Source organism: Mesorhizobium sp. G2-6-1 (genome assembly GCF_055809095.1).
Genome location: NZ_CM147896.1, coordinates 3157257 through 3172636, shown reverse-complemented (window position 1 = coordinate 3172636; position 15380 = coordinate 3157257). Strand labels below are relative to the sequence as shown.

At 56.8% G+C, this 15380-nt stretch carries 10 protein-coding genes and 2 pseudogenes; 5 read left to right on the top strand and 7 right to left on the bottom strand.

The annotated features are described in order from the left end of the window. Positions 1-5 precede the first annotated feature (5 nt). A complete protein-coding gene (locus AC0L7S_RS15225; RefSeq protein ID WP_473471793.1) occupies positions 6-1475 on the bottom strand; it encodes a cobyric acid synthase in 1470 nt (489 codons plus the stop codon). 3 nt (positions 1476-1478) lie between these two features. Further along, positions 1479-1991, bottom strand: coding sequence for a dimethylsulfonioproprionate lyase family protein (locus tag AC0L7S_RS15220; RefSeq protein ID WP_473471792.1), 513 nt, complete (start codon positions 1989-1991; stop codon positions 1479-1481). Positions 1992-2239: 248 nt separating this feature from the next. Between AC0L7S_RS15220 and AC0L7S_RS15215 the strand changes: the two genes are divergently transcribed. Beyond that, entirely contained in the window at positions 2240-3406 is a 1167-nt protein-coding gene (locus tag AC0L7S_RS15215; protein WP_473471791.1) for an isobutyryl-CoA dehydrogenase, read from the top strand. Positions 3407-3423: 17 nt separating this feature from the next. Then, positions 3424-4308: a 3-hydroxyisobutyrate dehydrogenase gene (gene mmsB / locus AC0L7S_RS15210; RefSeq protein WP_473471790.1), complete on the top strand. Its 885-nt coding sequence runs from the start codon at positions 3424-3426 to the stop codon at positions 4306-4308. 376 nt (positions 4309-4684) lie between these two features. On the opposite strand, the gene AC0L7S_RS15205 is transcribed toward mmsB, so the two are convergent. The 3 genes from AC0L7S_RS15205 to AC0L7S_RS15195 are packed head-to-tail and all read right to left on the bottom strand — an operon-like array spanning position 4685 to position 7464. Continuing rightward, entirely contained in the window at positions 4685-6064 is a 1380-nt protein-coding gene (locus AC0L7S_RS15205) for an aspartate aminotransferase family protein (protein WP_473471789.1), read from the bottom strand. 53 nt (positions 6065-6117) lie between these two features. Continuing rightward, on the bottom strand, positions 6118-6279 hold the full coding sequence (locus tag AC0L7S_RS15200) for a hypothetical protein (protein ID WP_473471788.1): 162 nt from the start codon (positions 6277-6279) through the stop codon (positions 6118-6120). Between the two features lie 6 nt (positions 6280-6285). Beyond that, positions 6286-7464: an MFS transporter gene (locus AC0L7S_RS15195; protein ID WP_473471787.1), complete on the bottom strand. Its 1179-nt coding sequence runs from the start codon at positions 7462-7464 to the stop codon at positions 6286-6288. Positions 7465-7677: 213 nt separating this feature from the next. Here AC0L7S_RS15195 and AC0L7S_RS15190 point away from each other — a divergent pair. From AC0L7S_RS15190 to AC0L7S_RS15180, 3 genes and pseudogenes are all read left to right on the top strand, one after another. After that, positions 7678-9254, top strand: a pseudogene (locus AC0L7S_RS15190) (trimethylamine methyltransferase family protein). 92 nt (positions 9255-9346) lie between these two features. Then, the gene (locus AC0L7S_RS15185; protein ID WP_473471786.1) at positions 9347-11917 is read left to right on the top strand and encodes a GcvT family protein; all 2571 of its coding nucleotides are present in this window, start codon (positions 9347-9349) and stop codon (positions 11915-11917) included. 9 nt (positions 11918-11926) lie between these two features. Beyond that, positions 11927-13297: a M24 family metallopeptidase gene (locus AC0L7S_RS15180; protein ID WP_473471785.1), complete on the top strand. Its 1371-nt coding sequence runs from the start codon at positions 11927-11929 to the stop codon at positions 13295-13297. A gap of 6 nt (positions 13298-13303) precedes the next feature. Here the strand turns inward: AC0L7S_RS15180 and AC0L7S_RS15175 are convergent. Continuing rightward, positions 13304-14100, bottom strand: a pseudogene (locus tag AC0L7S_RS15175) (phosphate/phosphite/phosphonate ABC transporter substrate-binding protein). Positions 14101-14178: 78 nt separating this feature from the next. Beyond that, positions 14179-15135 carry a fatty acid desaturase gene (locus AC0L7S_RS15170; protein WP_473471784.1) on the bottom strand — a complete coding sequence of 319 codons (957 nt, stop codon included), beginning with the start codon at positions 15133-15135 and terminating at the stop codon, positions 14179-14181. Positions 15136-15380 lie beyond the last annotated feature (245 nt).

Genomic DNA, 15380 nt, shown 5'->3' with positions numbered 1-15380 from the left:
CAATTTCAACGCGCCATAGCGAAAATCGCATCGCAATCGAGATGCGTTTCAAGCTCGACGGCGATTTGATCCAGCGCCTTCTCTACTTCGGCACGGTAGTCGATGCCGGCACTGACAACGCCGAGACTATTCAAAAACTTCCCCCTGAACGCATCAGCGCCGAACAGCCCATGAAGATAAGTGCCAAACACTTTGCCATCGGCTGATGTCGCACCGTCTTGAACACCATTGATGACAACGGCGGGATTTTGGCAGTCACCACCTGTTGTCCGACCAAGATGAATTTCATAACCCTCCAGTGGCAGATCGAAATGGGTGGAACGCGCCGAAACATTGCGCACGGTCTTTTCAGGTTCCATCACCGTCTCGACATCGAGCAGGCCAAGCCCTTCGACCTCTGCGGCGGAGCCTTCAATGCCAGAGGGATCGCGCACCACATTCCCCAGCATCTGAAACCCGCCGCAAATGCCGACAATATGGCCGCCGCGGCGTCGGTGCGCTGCAAGATCGCGATCCCATCCATTTTCGCGCAATTTAAGCAGGTCGCCGATGGTCGACTTCGATCCGGGGATGATGACCAGACCGGCATCTTGGGGAAGCCGCGTTCCCGGCGGAACGAACACGACCTCGACCTGCGGTTCGGCTTTGAGGGGATCAAGGTCGTCGAAATTGGCAATCCGCGAAAGCATCGGTACAGCTATTTTCAGCGCCCGTTTTTCTCCCGACGCCAAACGCTCGAGAACGACGGAATCTTCCGACGGCAAGCGTGAAGCGGCATTCAACCAAGGCACGATGCCAAAACAACGCCAATTTGTGAACCGGTCAATCGCCGTAATCCCATCCTCAAACAGCGACACATCGCCCCTGAATTTGTTGATGATATAACCGCCGATCATATGCCGGTCTTCATCCGGCAAGATCAGATGCGTCCCCGCGACCGCCGCGATAACGCCACCACGATCAATGTCACCGACGAGAATGACGGGAACATCGGCGCGTGTCGCAAAGCCCATATTGGCGATGTCGCGGTCGCGCAGATTGATCTCCGCAGGCGATCCGGCACCCTCGACAATGACAATATCGGCGTCCTCGCCGACCTTTGCCCACGAATCCAGAACCGCGTCGAGAAGCTTGCCCTTCAACACCTGATAATCGCGCGCCTTGGCCTCACCGAAAACCTTGCCCTGAACGACGACCTGCGCACCGATATCGGTCTGCGGTTTCAAAAGTACCGGGTTCATGTGGACAGATGGCGCAACACCGCAGGCAATGGCCTGCAACCATTGGGCGCGGCCGATTTCTCCGCCATCAATTTCGCCCGGAATATCGGCGACGGCAGCATTGTTCGACATATTTTGCGGCTTGAAGGGACGAACTTCGAGCCCACGTCGCCTGGCAACGCGGCACAGGCCCGCGACAAGCACCGTCTTGCCGACATCGGACCCCGTCCCCTGAAGCATGATTGCCTTGGCCATATGTCAGATCTCCTGCCCGCCAGCAGTTGCGGCAATGGTTGAGCGCTGCGCCAATGGTCCGCCACGCCACATATAAAGCGCAAGCAATGACGCCTCACCGGTTCGCATTGCATGGCTGACATTGGGCGCGTGATGCACCACCTCTCCGCCCGATCTTTTGCGAAAAGCCTCGTCACCCATGCGCCATTCCGTGCCACTGGTGAGCGGAATGTAGATCTCCTCGGCGATATGATGGTGATCGGGATAGACCACTTCCGGCCCCAGCATGAGAAACCCTGCCGCGACCCTGTCATTGCAAAAATGACCGCGTGTGCCGAAAAGCTCCATCCAGCCATATTTTTCAAGGAAATTCTGGCCGAAGTCCTCAACCTTGTAGGTCTGTCCCCAATTCAGGAATTCAGCGTGGCGCGCAAGCAAGGCCACAAGGTCGCGCTCGGACGGTGAAGCCATGCCCACAAGACGTCCCAGATAAGAAAGGCAGGGCAGCGCATGCGCCTCCAACTGTCGGGCTGGCATCGTCCAGTCGACCTCGGCAAGAAAGCGCTCTGTCGGTCCTCCACTCCCACACCGGAGACATAGGAGCGAAATGAGCCAAGAAGTTCATTGAAATTTGCAGTCACCTTCACCCTCGAACATGTATTTTTGCACAACCGCTGCGCTTAAGGTCGGGTTGCGTGGCCGCATCATTGGTCTAGATTGGCGGGCGCGCATAGCTAAAAACGACAGGGCGTAGATAACAGGCCCGGTAAGATAGGGAGCATGCCATGAGCGGCGCTGCAACTGGATCAAGCGGTCAGTTTGAACTCAATGAGGATCAGCGCGCCATACAGGAAATGGCAGAAGCCTTCGCCAATGATCGCGTTGCGCCCAACGCCCTGGAATGGGACCGCGACAGGCATTTTCCCGCAGATATTATCCGCGATACCGGACCGCTTGGCCTTGGCGGCATTTATGTGCGCGATGATGTCGGCGGCTCGGGGCTTGGCAGGCTCGATGCCGTGCTGGTGTTTGAGGCGCTCGCACGCGCCTGCCCCGGCTTTTCTTCCTTTATCTCGATTCACAATATGGCGACATGGATGATCGACCGCTTCGGTAGCGAAGAACAACGCCAGCGATTCGTCCCAAAGCTCACATCAATGGAATGGCTGGGAAGCTATTGCCTGACCGAACCGGGGTCTGGTTCGGATGCCGCAGCATTAAAGACGAAAGCGGTAAAAAGCGGTGGCGATTACGTGCTGAACGGTGCCAAGCAGTTCATTTCAGGTGCTGGCGACAGCGATGTCTATGTCGTCATGGTGCGCACCGGCGAGGATGGACCGAAAGGCATTTCGACCATCGTCGTCCCAAAAGACGCGCCCGGCCTCTCTTTCGGATCACTGGAAAGCAAGATGGGCTGGCACATGCAATCAACCCGGCAGGTGGCCTTTGAAGATTGCAAAGTGCCCGCCGAGAACATGCTATCGGGCGAAGGCGCGGGATTTGGCATTGCCATGGCGGGATTGGATGGCGGAAGGCTCAACATCGCCGCCTGCTCGCTGGGCGGCGCGCAATCGGCGCTCGACAAGGCTCTAGGCTACACGGCGCAGCGAAAGGCTTTCGGCAAGCAGATCAACCAGTTTCAGGCGCTTCAGTTCCGCTTGGCCGATATGGAGACGGAGCTTCAAGCCTCGCGCATCTTCCTTTACGCGGCAGCCTCGAAACTCGACGCCAAGACCCATGACGCTTCGAAATGGTCGGCAATGGCCAAGCGTTTCGTCACGGATAACGGATTTGCCATTGCCAATGATGCCCTGCAACTGCTCGGCGGCTATGGCTATCTGCACGATTACGGCATCGAAAAGCTGGTGCGCGATCTTCGCGTTCATCAGATTCTCGAAGGCACCAACGAGATTATGCGCGTCATCATCGCACGTCACATGATAGGCCGCTGAACAATGGGAGAACTTTAATGACGACAATCGCCTTCATCGGCCTGGGAAACATGGGCAATCCCATGGCGGCCAACCTCGTCAAGGCAGGCCACGCAGTACAGGGTTTCGACCTGATGCCGGAAAACCTGACGGTCGCACGCGACCACGGCGTTACCGTAATGGCCAACGCTGTTTCAGCCGTGAAGGATGCCGACATCGTCATCACCATGTTGCCTGCCGGCAAGCACGTCCTGTCGGTCTATGAGGATATTGCGTCGAAGGCCAAGCAAGGTGCCTTGTTCATCGATTCGTCCACTATCGACGTGGATTCGGCCCGCAAAGCTCATAACGTGGCCAAAAAGCATGGCCTGCTGTCAATTGACGCGCCAGTTTCGGGCGGCACCGGAGGCGCAAGTGCAGGCACGCTGACCTTCATGGCCGGAGGCTCCACGGATGCGTTCGCCAAAGCCGAACCGATCTTGAAAGCGATGGCGGGCCGTATCGTTCATTGCGGCGAAGATGGCGCTGGCCAGGCGGCAAAAATCTGCAACAACATGATCCTCGGCATTTCGATGATTGGCGTCGCTGAAGCCTTTGTATTGGCCGAAAAACTCGGGCTGTCGCATCAAGCCCTTTTCGACGTCGCTTCGACTTCCTCGGGCCAATGCTGGTCGTTGACCACCTATTGCCCGGTCCCCGGCCCCGTTTCGACCTCACCGGCCAATAACGGTTATAAGCCGGGATTTGCCGCCGAATTGATGCTGAAAGATCTGAAACTCAGCCAGCAGGCGGCCCAGAATGCTGGCGCGGTTACGCCGCTGGGTGCTGAGGCCGCCCAACTCTATGCGCTTTTCAATTCGCAGGGTGGCACCGGAACGGATTTCTCCGGGATCATCAATTTTTTGCGCGGTAAAGCCGAGTAAAGCCCGCTCATTTTATGTTTCTCGGAACTTTAATGCCAAAAATGCCAATATTTAGGTTTGCTTAAGTTCTCGATAACCATGCGGTAACGATGTGCCTGTAGAACTGCTCTCGAGGCGGACATATCGCATCCGCCCGGAGCTTCGGATCAGGTTTTGCGTACCGAAGCCCGTATATTTTGTAGGTTTCGCATGTAGTCGAGTAGCGAAACTCCAAGCGTATCTGGCAATGCCGCGTTCCATTCAGGGGCGCGGTTTTTGCGTTGCGACGCGTTTCATACCGTCGTCATTGATAAACGCATCCGCTTCATCGATACATAAGAAAACGCCCGCAACTGCTTGCGAGCGTGTCTGAATTTCCTGTTATTGGCTAGGTGCTTTAAATCTTGCGCAAGTCGGCTTCAGTAAGATCGAGCGCCTTGAGAATACGCTCGCAGGCCATGTCTATCGTTGCACGCGTCCAGATCAGGGGCGGCGAAAGAATCATCGTGTCGCCCGTCGCACGCAGCATCAATCCTTGCGCAATGGCGTGATCGCGTATTCGCACGGCCGCACTTCCTGCCGGCGAAAAGCGTTCCTTGGTCGCCTTGTCCTTGACGATCTCGATCGCTCCCATCAAGCCGATGGAGCGCGTTTCACCGACCAGCCCATGCCTGGCGATACGCTCCTGCAACGCCTTGGCGAAATAAGGGCCGGTATCGGTTCTCACCCGGTCGATCAGACCTTCCTTCTCGATAATATCGAGATTTGCGAGCGCAACCGCGCAAGCCACCGGATGCCCCGCATAGGTGTAGCCGTGGAAGAATTCGCCACCCTTTTCGACCAGCGTTTCGGCAATGCGGTCGCCGACGAGCAATGCCGATAATGGCTGATAGCCGGACGTCAGCGCTTTTGCGGTGGTGATGGTATCCGGTTGAATGCCGTAAGTCTGGGCGGCGAACCATTCGCCTGTGCGGCCATAGCCGGTGATAACCTCGTCGAGCATCAAGAGCACATCATGTTTGCGGCAGATGCGCTCAACTTCCGGCCAGTAGCTTGATGGTGGAATCTTGACGCCGCCAGCCCCCATAACCGGCTCGCCAATGAAAGCCGCGACATTTTCCGCACCGGCTTCAAGAATGGCATCCTCGACCGCCTTGGCCGCGCGCAAGCCGAAATCATGATCGCTTTCGCCGGGCATCGCCAGTTCATAGGCATAAGGCATCATGACATGGACGATGTTGGGCACCGCACCGCCAAGTTGCTGGTGCATTCCTTCCATCCCCCCAAGGGAAGTGCCAGCCACAGTTGAGCCGTGATAGGCATTCTTGCGTGAGATAATGCGGTTCTTTTCCGGTTTGCCTTCAAGCGCCCAGAAATGGCGCACGAGCCTGAGCGCCGTATCGTTGGCTTCCGAACCCGACGAGCCGAACATCACCTGGTTGACGGAGCGCGGCGCAAGCTCAGCCAGCTTTTTCGCCAGCAGCACGGGTGTTGGCGTCGCGCATTTGAAGAAGGTATTATAATAGGGCAATTCCTTCATCTGCGTATAGGCAGCTTCCGCCAGTTCATTGCGGCCATAGCCGATATTGACGCACCACAGCCCTGCCATCCCGTCGAGAATTTCAGAGCCATCGGAATCATAGATGTAAGGACCGTCGGCGCGCGTGATGATACGCGAGCCCGACTCACGCAGTTCCTTGTGGTCGGTGAACGGATGCAGATGATGGCGAGCGTCGATTTGCTGAAGTTGTTTCAGCGAATAGTTTTGATAGGTCATTTGGTTGGCCTTTCCTCTTCAGATCAATCCGGCAAAATGGCCGGGCCGGGTCTTCAGAGATCGGCGGGCGGCGAATAGCCGATACGCGCACACAACCGCAAAAGCTCGGCATGACGCGTGCGCGGCGACGGGGTCACAGCGGTCGAAAGCAGGCGAAGATAAGCCTTTGTAACGCACATATATGCAATGTAGCTGACTGGAGGTGCATCGCACAAGCACCCCTATCCTAGTGTTGACCTCTGGCGTATCCGAAGCGTTGAGAAAATCAGCAATGTTGCACACAAGATACCCAGCATCAGCGGCAGACCCTGCACTCCGATGACTTGCATGACGCTGCCCGCGACAGGTGGGCCGATGATCCCGCCGAGCCCCCACATCAACCCGAAAGCGGCATTGCCCGCCACCAGCATCGCACCGGTAAAACGGTTGCCAAGCTCGATCAACGCCATTGTGTAGATGGTGTAGGAAACCGCCCCAATCACGAACAACAGTGGCCAGATCAGAAAATCGGAAATGGCCAGAGGGATGAACGCGACACAAATCAAGGTCAGCAACGCACAGTACATCATGACCTTGCGTGCGCTGAGCTTCTCGGCAAGGAGGCCGAGCGGAATTTGCAAGGCGATATTTCCAGCAATCATCACCGTCAACAGGGCCGACATGGTGCGCTCACCAATGCCGTAGTGCAGGCCATAGACCGGCATCAACGACAACATGTTCTGCTCGAATGCCGCCGCGACCGCCACCGCCAACAGCAATGCGGGTGCCAATGTGAAAAACGATGCAATTGGTGCGTGACTTTCGCCGTTCATCATTTCCGGAAGTTTTTTACCGACTGCAACCAGACATGCAGCACAGGCCAGAAAGGCACAGATGGCGATTGCAAATGGCAACCATCCTTGCGAGCCGGTCAATGTCAGGCTTAGCGGTCCAGCCGCAAACCCCGCTCCGATAATGGCAGTATAAATACCCATGATGCGCCCGCGTTTGGCGGGCGGTGCAAGCGAAATCATCCAGACCTCGCTCAATACATATAGCGGATCAATGACAACCCCGATGAGAAACCTGAGCACAAACCAGGCAAACGCGTTTTGCAGCATGCCGATCAACAAGAACAAAAAGGCCGCAAGAATGGCGCAAGTGACAGCAAGCCGACGCGCTCCGACCTTTTTGGTCAACATGGGAACGAACGGTGCTGACACGATCAGGCCAACAGGCGTCATTGCTGCCGACAGGCCGATCAAGGCGGGCGACATGCCCTGCCTTTGCATGAGGAAGGTGAAAAGCGGATAGCTGAGCCCTTGCGCAATGGCAAAGACCGAAACCGTCGCGATTACCCCGGCAATTGGCACCCAAGGGACATTTCCCGATCCCGAATCCATCCGGCTTGCGACAGTCATGCAGTCTCCTTGTGATGCCGACGACTCGGCTCTCGCCCATATATCTTCAGTGCTGCAAACGGCGAAAGACGCCAGCGCGCTCAGGTTGGAAGACCAGAGGACGCGGTGAACGCCAATGTCGTTTTGCTTGCCCTAATGGTCGCCACCTCCGCTTTACCGCAACGGCCACCGGTTCATTATAAGTGGGTACTGAAGCATTTTATGAGGATTGCCATGACTGCCGCGCTGCACCCTGCCAAACCGGCACTCGCGTCCGACCGCGCACGACGTGGCGGCCGCGCAGGTAAACGCACAGGAGCAACCACCACATTCGAGCAACAGCCGTTTCGCCAGTTGAAAAACGGGCTTGTGCCGACAAATCTGGTTTCCGATGATGAACTTGAAACGATCCACCTCGCCTCGCTGCGCGTTCTAAAGGAAATAGGCGTCGACGTTTTGCACGATGAAGCCCGGCGCATCATGAAGGCTCATGGCGCCGACGTCCGCGAGGGATCAGATCGGGTTCGTTTCGATAGCGACATGATCCTCGAACTTATTTCCCACTGCCCGCAAGAGTTTACCCTTCATGCGCGCAACCCCGAGCACAATGTCCGTTTTGGTGGAAACAATCTGGTAATGGCAATGGTTGCCTCGGCGCCCAATTGCTCTGACCTGGACCGGGGACGCCGCCCTGGAAATCAGGCCGACTTCCGCAATTTTCTGCGGCTGACGCAGATGCACAATATCCTTCATGTCACCGGCGGCTACCCGGTGGAGCCGATCGACATTCATCCTTCAATGCGTCACCTTGAATGCATCCGCGATCTGGCGCTTCTGACCGACAAGGCCTTTCACATCTATTCGCTGGGCAAGGAGCGCAATGTTGACGGCATTGAACTTGCCCGCATCGCGCGTGGCATCAGCGCCGAGCAACTCCTCGAAGAGCCATCCGTATTTACCATCATCAACACCAACTCGCCGCTGAAACTCGACGTGCCGATGATGGAAGGCATCATCCAGATGTCGTCCAAGGGTCAGGCTGTGATCGTGACGCCATTCACGCTATCGGGCGCAATGGCACCTGTGACGATTGCTGGCGCACTGGTTCAGCAAAATGCGGAAGCGCTGGCCGGCATCTCATTTGCCCAGATGGTGAAAAAAGGCGCGCCTGTCGGCTATGGCGGCTTTACCTCGAATGTCGACATGAAATCCGGTGCGCCAGCTTTCGGCACGCCGGAATATATGAAGGCGCAACTGGTCGGTGGCCAACTCGCACGGCGCTACAAGATTCCATATCGCACATCCAACACCTGCGCGGCCAATGCAGTCGATGCGCAAGCCGCCTATGAGAGCGTGTTTTCGCTGTGGGGTGCGGTGCAAGGCGGCGGCAATCTGATGATGCACGCGGCAGGCTGGCTTGAAGGCGGACTACGCTGTTCCTACGAAAAAGCCATTCTCGACATCGACCTCTTGCAGATGATTGCCGAGTTCCTTACCCCCTCGATCTTTCCGAAGATGCGCTTGGTTTCGACGCTATCGAATCAGTCGGGCCGGGCGGCCACTTTTTCGGAACGCAGCACACGCAGGACCGCTACAAGACCGCATTCTATAATCCGGTCATTTCCGATTGGCGCAATTTCGAGTCATGGGCGGAGGCTGGATCGCCAACCGCAATGGACAAGGCAAACCGCGTCTGGAAAGAGCGACTCGCAAGTTACGAAGAACCCTATATCGATCCGGCAATCCGCGAAGAAATCAACGCTTTCGTCGAAAAGCGGCGAGCCGAAGGCGGTGCGCCGACCGATTTCTAGCAACCCGCACTGCGACCAAGGCAACCACGTCTGGTCCCATCGCGAAGCCACGTATTCCTTGATTCACTTTCAATACATCTGGACCCATCTACATGAAATCTCATGCAAAAGCAGTTGTCATAGGCGGCGGTGTCGTCGGTTGCTCGGTTCTCTACCATCTGGCCAAGGCGGGCTGGACCGATATTATGCTGATCGAGCGTTCGGAACTGACCTCCGGTTCGTCCTGGCACGCGGCAGGCGGTTTCCACACGCTGAATGGCGACCCAAACGTCGCCAAGCTACAAGCCTATACGGTGCAACTCTACAAGGAGATCGAGGAGCTTTCCGGCCAGTCGTGCTCGCTGCATCTGACCGGCGGTGTGATGATGGCCGACACACCGGAGCGTATGGACTTCCTGCGCCTTGCCCACGCCAAGGGCCGCTATCTTGGCATGGATACCGAACTCATCACGCCATCCGAAGCAAAAGCGATGTTCCCGCTGATGGACGAGAAGAATTTCGTCGGCGCCATGTGGGACCCGGTCGAAGGCCATCTTGACCCTTCCGGCACCACCATCGCTTACTCCAAGGCCGCAAAGAAACTCGGCGCTGAAATCGTCCTGCGCAATCGTGTCACCGAATTGACGCAAGAGGCGGATGGCACCTGGAATGTTGTCACCGAACAAGGCACCGTCAAAGCCGAGCATGTGGTGAATTGCGGAGGCCTGTGGGCTCGTGAGGTTGGCCGAATGGTTGGCGTTGAGCTGCCGCTGCTTGCCATGGAACACATGTATCTGTTGACCGAACCGATGCCCGAGGTCGAGGCATTCAACAAGGAAACCGGCCGCGAAATGGTTGGCGTGCTAGATTTCAAGGGCGAAATCTACACCCGCCAGGAGCGCAATGGCGTTCTCCTCGGCACCTATGAAAAAGCCTGCAAGCCATGGTCACCGGTCAATACGCCGTGGGATTTCGGCCACGAACTGCTGCAACCCGATCTGGATCGCATCGCGCCTTCGCTGGAAATCGGCTTCAAGCATTTTCCCGGCATCGAGAAGGCCGGCATCAAGCAGGTGATCAACGGCCCCTTCACCTTCGCGCCAGACGGCAATCCGCTGGTCGGGCCAGTGCAAGGCCTCACAAATTTCTGGTGCGCGTGCGCCGTTATGGCCGGTTTTAGCCAGGGCGGCGGCGTCGGCCTGGCACTGGCAAACTGGATGGTGAACGGCGATCCGGGCTTCGATGTCTGGGGCATGGACGTCGCCCGATGGGGCGAATGGGCAAGCCTGCGCTACACCAACGCCAAGGTGCGTGAAAACTATTCGCGCCGCTTCTCGATCCGCTACCCCAATGAAGAATTGCCTGCTGCGCGTCCAGCGCAGACCACGCCGCTTTACGACACCATGATCGCAAACAACGCTGTGATGGGCGATAGCTGGGGTCTGGAAACCCCGCTCTGGTTTGCCCCGAAAGGCACGGAAGCAAAAGACATTGTGTCCTTCCACCGCTCAAACGACTTTGAACATATCGGCAATGAAGTGCGCGCCACGCGCGAACGCGTTGGCGTGACCGAGATCGCCAATTTCGCCAAATACGAAGTGTCGGGCCAAGGTGCGGAAGATTTCCTCAACCGCCTGATGACAAACCGTATGCCCAAGGTCGGGCGCATCATATTGACGCCGATGCTGAACGAATTTGGCAAGATGATCGGCGACTTCACCATCGCCAAGGCGGGCAATGAGCGCTTCATAATCTGGGGCTCCTCAGCCGCAGCCAAATACCACATGCGCTGGTTTGAAACACATCTGCCCAAAGATGGAAGTGTTCACATCCATCGCTTCGACCAGACGCTTGTCGGCCTCTCCATAGCCGGGCCGAAAAGCCAGGCCTTGCTGCAAAAGCTGGTTGATACCGACATTTCCTCCGGGCAATTCCGCTTCATGGATTTCCGTGAAATGGCTGTCGGCGGCGCACCCTGCATCGTCAACCGCATCACCTACACCGGCGACCTTGGCTATGAAATCTGGATGGCCCCTGCCTATCAACGGCTGGTCTATGCGGCCATCAAGAATGCGGGCGAAGAATTCGGCATTGTCGATTTCGGCATGCGCGCGCTGCTTTCGATGCGGCTGGAAAAGAACTTCCCGACCTGGTTTCGCGAACTCAGGCCCATTTATGGCCCATTTGAGGGTGCGATGGAGCGCTTCATCAAGATGGAGAAAAACGACTTCATCGGGCGCGATGCAGCCGCAAAGGAACAGGCCGAAGGCCCGGCACTGCGACGCGTGTCCTTTGTCGTCGACGCCCTTGATGCAGATGTCATGGGCGACGAACCGATTTGGGCAAAGGTCTCCACCAATTACGGTTCCGTTGAAAAGCCGCACGGTTACGGCGCGCCCCGCTTCGATGGCGCGGGCAAGGAAGTGCGTGGCTCCACGGCGGCAGAAGGCGCATCAGCAGTACGCGGTATCGTCGATGGCGACTGGCGCGTCGTCGGTTGGGTCACATCAGGTGGCTTTGCGCACTATGTCCAGAAATCAATGGCGCAAGGCTACCTGCCAACGGAACTTTCCACCAATTCGGACAGCGGCATGTTCGAGATCGAAATTCTCGGCAAGCGCCGCCCTGCCCGCATCAACATCGATCCGCTGTTCGATCCAAGCGGTGGAAAAATGCGGGCCTGATTTTTCGTGATGGATACACCCTCGGCAAACGGTAATTTCGGACGGCATCGAAAAATCATGCCATTCGACCCTGGCGTGACGCCCGACGCCAGTGAAGCGTTGCGCCAAGCCTCGCGTGAGAAGGCGGCAGCACTCAACCAGCATGTGCTGGGCTACGGTGCGATTGCAGAAGCGGAATGGGCGACTGCCGGTATCGCAGCCCCGGATTTGCCTGCCATGCGAAAATACCGGCTTGAGCGTATCCGGGCTGAATTGAAACGGCGCGGATATGCCGGGGCGTTGCTCTACGATCCGGTCAATATCCGCTACGCCACCGATACCACCAATATGCAGCTCTGGGTCGCGCACAATCCAACGCGGCATTGTTTCGTCGCAACTGATGGCCCCGTGGTTCTGTTCGATTATTTCTCCTGCGAGCACCTTTCCGACCATTCGGGTGTCGTTGACGAAGTGCGCCAGGCCGTATCGTGGATGTATCTCTATGGCGGCGAACTGGCGCAGATGAAGGCCCGCCGATGGGCAGGCGGCATCGCTGATCTCGTTCGCGAACATGGCGGCGGCAACAGACGAATAGCTGTCGATCACATAAATCCTGAAGGTGTGGACGAACTTGCCCGACTGGGCATCGAGATCGGCAATGGCGAAGCGGTGATGGAAAACGCCCGCCTGATCAAATCAGCCGATGAGATTTTGGCGATGCGCCGTGCCATTGTCGCTTGCGAGGCTGCAATGAGTGAGATGGAGCAGGCGTTAAAACCGGGCATCTCAGAAAATGAACTGTGGGCCGAACTACACCGCGGCAACATTGCACGCGCAGGCGAGTGGATAGAAACACGGCTGCTGTCTTCGGGACCGCGGACAAATCCGTGGTTTCAGGAATGTTCGTCACGCATCATCGAAGCGGGTGATATGGTTGCCTTCGATACGGACCTTATCGGCCCCTACGGGTTTTGTGCAGATCTGTCGCGGACATGGTTGTGCGGCGACGAACCGGCATCAAGCGAGCAACGCGACCTGTTTCGCATTGCTGCCGATCAGATTGCCTACAACACGGAACTGATGAAGCCCGGTATCACGTTTCGTGAACTCGTTGAGCAATCTGCTGTTCCACCACCTGATTGTTTCCCAACCCGCTACGGCGTCCTCTATCATGGCGTGGGGCTTGCCGATGAATATCCGACCCTGCCCCATGCGAGTGACTGGACCGAGGATACCCCGGACGGCACAGTCGAGCCGGGAATGGTCATGTGCGTGGAAAGCTATATCGGGCGTTTGGGCGGCCACGAGGGCGTCAAGATCGAGGAGCAAATCCTCATCACCGAAACAGGCAATGAGAAGCTCTCGACATACCCTCTCGATGACAGGCTTATGGCTGGCTGAAAATGCTCATGGCTGCGTCGCCAGCACTTCGCCCATTGCTGCGATCGTGTCAGTGGACGTCGTTGCTGCGGTAATGAAGGGCAGTCCCTTGCGCCAGGCTGTCCAGCCTATCACAGCAAGATTGTGGGCCGTCGGCTCATAACGCTGCGCCAGCGCCCAGCTTTTGCAGTCAATCGCCGCAACATCGGCCTTATCTGTAGCCACCATCACCACAGATGCGCGGTGCCCGCCGCTTTCGACCCGTTCGCAAAAGACAGAGAGATCCTTGCCCATCAGTTCGAGATCGCGCGTTAGCGCAATAATCCCCGACATTGAATCAGAGCTATTGTAGGCAAGACGCTTGCCGCAAAAAGTCTCGACCGGGAGGACGGCATTACCATTTGCCGGGGCAGGAACGCTGTCTTTGTCACGCCGCATAATGATGGCGCTCGAATAGTTGATGCCGTCCCCGCCTTCGAAATCATCGTAGTTCGGTTGCCCCACGACCTGAACATGGTTCGACAGGCCAAGTCCCATCGGCCCCCAGCAGGTTTGCCCAAACAGCAATGAAGGATGGCGCCATAGGGTGTGATAGTCGAGTTCATCAGGTGGCAATGTTGCTGGATCGGGCGCGATCACAACCCCGCTGCATCGCGGATGCCACCGGGAACCGGTGACATATCGGCATTGCACCGAACGAGATGCTCGGGCGCGTCGATGTGCTTTTGGCGAAACCCGTCGCGCAACCGCGCCCATTGCGCATCATTGTCAGCGCGAACTTCGGGCCAGTCATACATCTGCAAAGCGGCAAGGAATGCACTCATGCGGAAATCTGGTCCGGCTTTGCAAAATAGCAAGACGGCATCGAAAATATAACGGAGGAAATGCTCAAGACGGCGCGCCTATTCTTTTGGCGGCTCTGCCGGCACTGTTGCGGTGCCCAGACCATGAAGGCTGCGCGTACGCATGCGCGGTGCGAAAGCCCTGCCCTGTTCGGGCGCCCGGCGCAGGACTGGATGGACCACGGGTTCCTTGGCTTTGAAGGCATAGGCTTTCAATAACGCCCAATAGTTCGGATAGATATACCCATTATTGGCGGCCAGCCATTCTTCGCGACGGGCGCGAAACAGCGCCGGCAAACGATACCAAGCGGTTGCCGGTTGCTTGTGATGAACGAAATGCAGGTTGTTGTTCAAGAACAGGAAAGAAAGCGCGGATCGCTCGACAATCAATGTCCGGCCTTCGGGTAGTTCCGACCACTGGTGCTCGGCAAAAGTGCGAATTGAAATCAGCGAGTGACCTAGCCACACCGGCACCAGAATATACAGCCAGAGTGGGATGCCGAATCCGAACTGGATGATGGGCGCGACCACGGCAACGCTGGCTGCATGCAACAGCCATGCTTTGCGAATGACCTTATCGCCTGCAAGCATCTGTTTCACGTCGGCGATGATGAAGCCGGTTGTGGCCAATAACGGCCCAAGTACAAAACGCCCGATCATCGTGTTGTTGACTTTGAGCAGAAATTTCATGAACGCGGGCATGCCTTCATGGCGCCATAGGGCCTGATAGCAACTTTCCGGGTCATCGAAAGGATCTGTCAGCCGTTCGTCGGCGTGATGGCGCAAATGCAGTGTCTTGAAACGACGAAATGGCCAGATCAGCCCGATCGACAGAAACACGAAAGCTTCGTTGACGAGCCCGTTGCGTGTCGGGTGACCATGAAGCACCTCATGAAGAATTGAGGAATGCAGCGCAACAGTAAACACCAGAATTGCCAGCGCCAACATGGGATAGACATCCCATACCCAAAGGCCCGCAACAAGCCACACCCCGTAGCAGAACAGGGTCAGCCACACGGTTGGCCACTCGATTGAAGAAAAAGTCCTGTCCGGTTACTCTTGCCTGCCGTTTTACCCTGAATTTCCATGCGATACGTTGTTGCCCCTGTACTGAAACCGCCCTTGGTTCCTGCCAGCATTGTGTCAGGAGCGATTCAACACGGCAACGCGACAATGCGCATAAAATGTTGCGATTGCGCATATAAATTATCAAGTGTTATACTTAGTAAACATTAGTTTGGATTAATTTGCGCATAACGCGG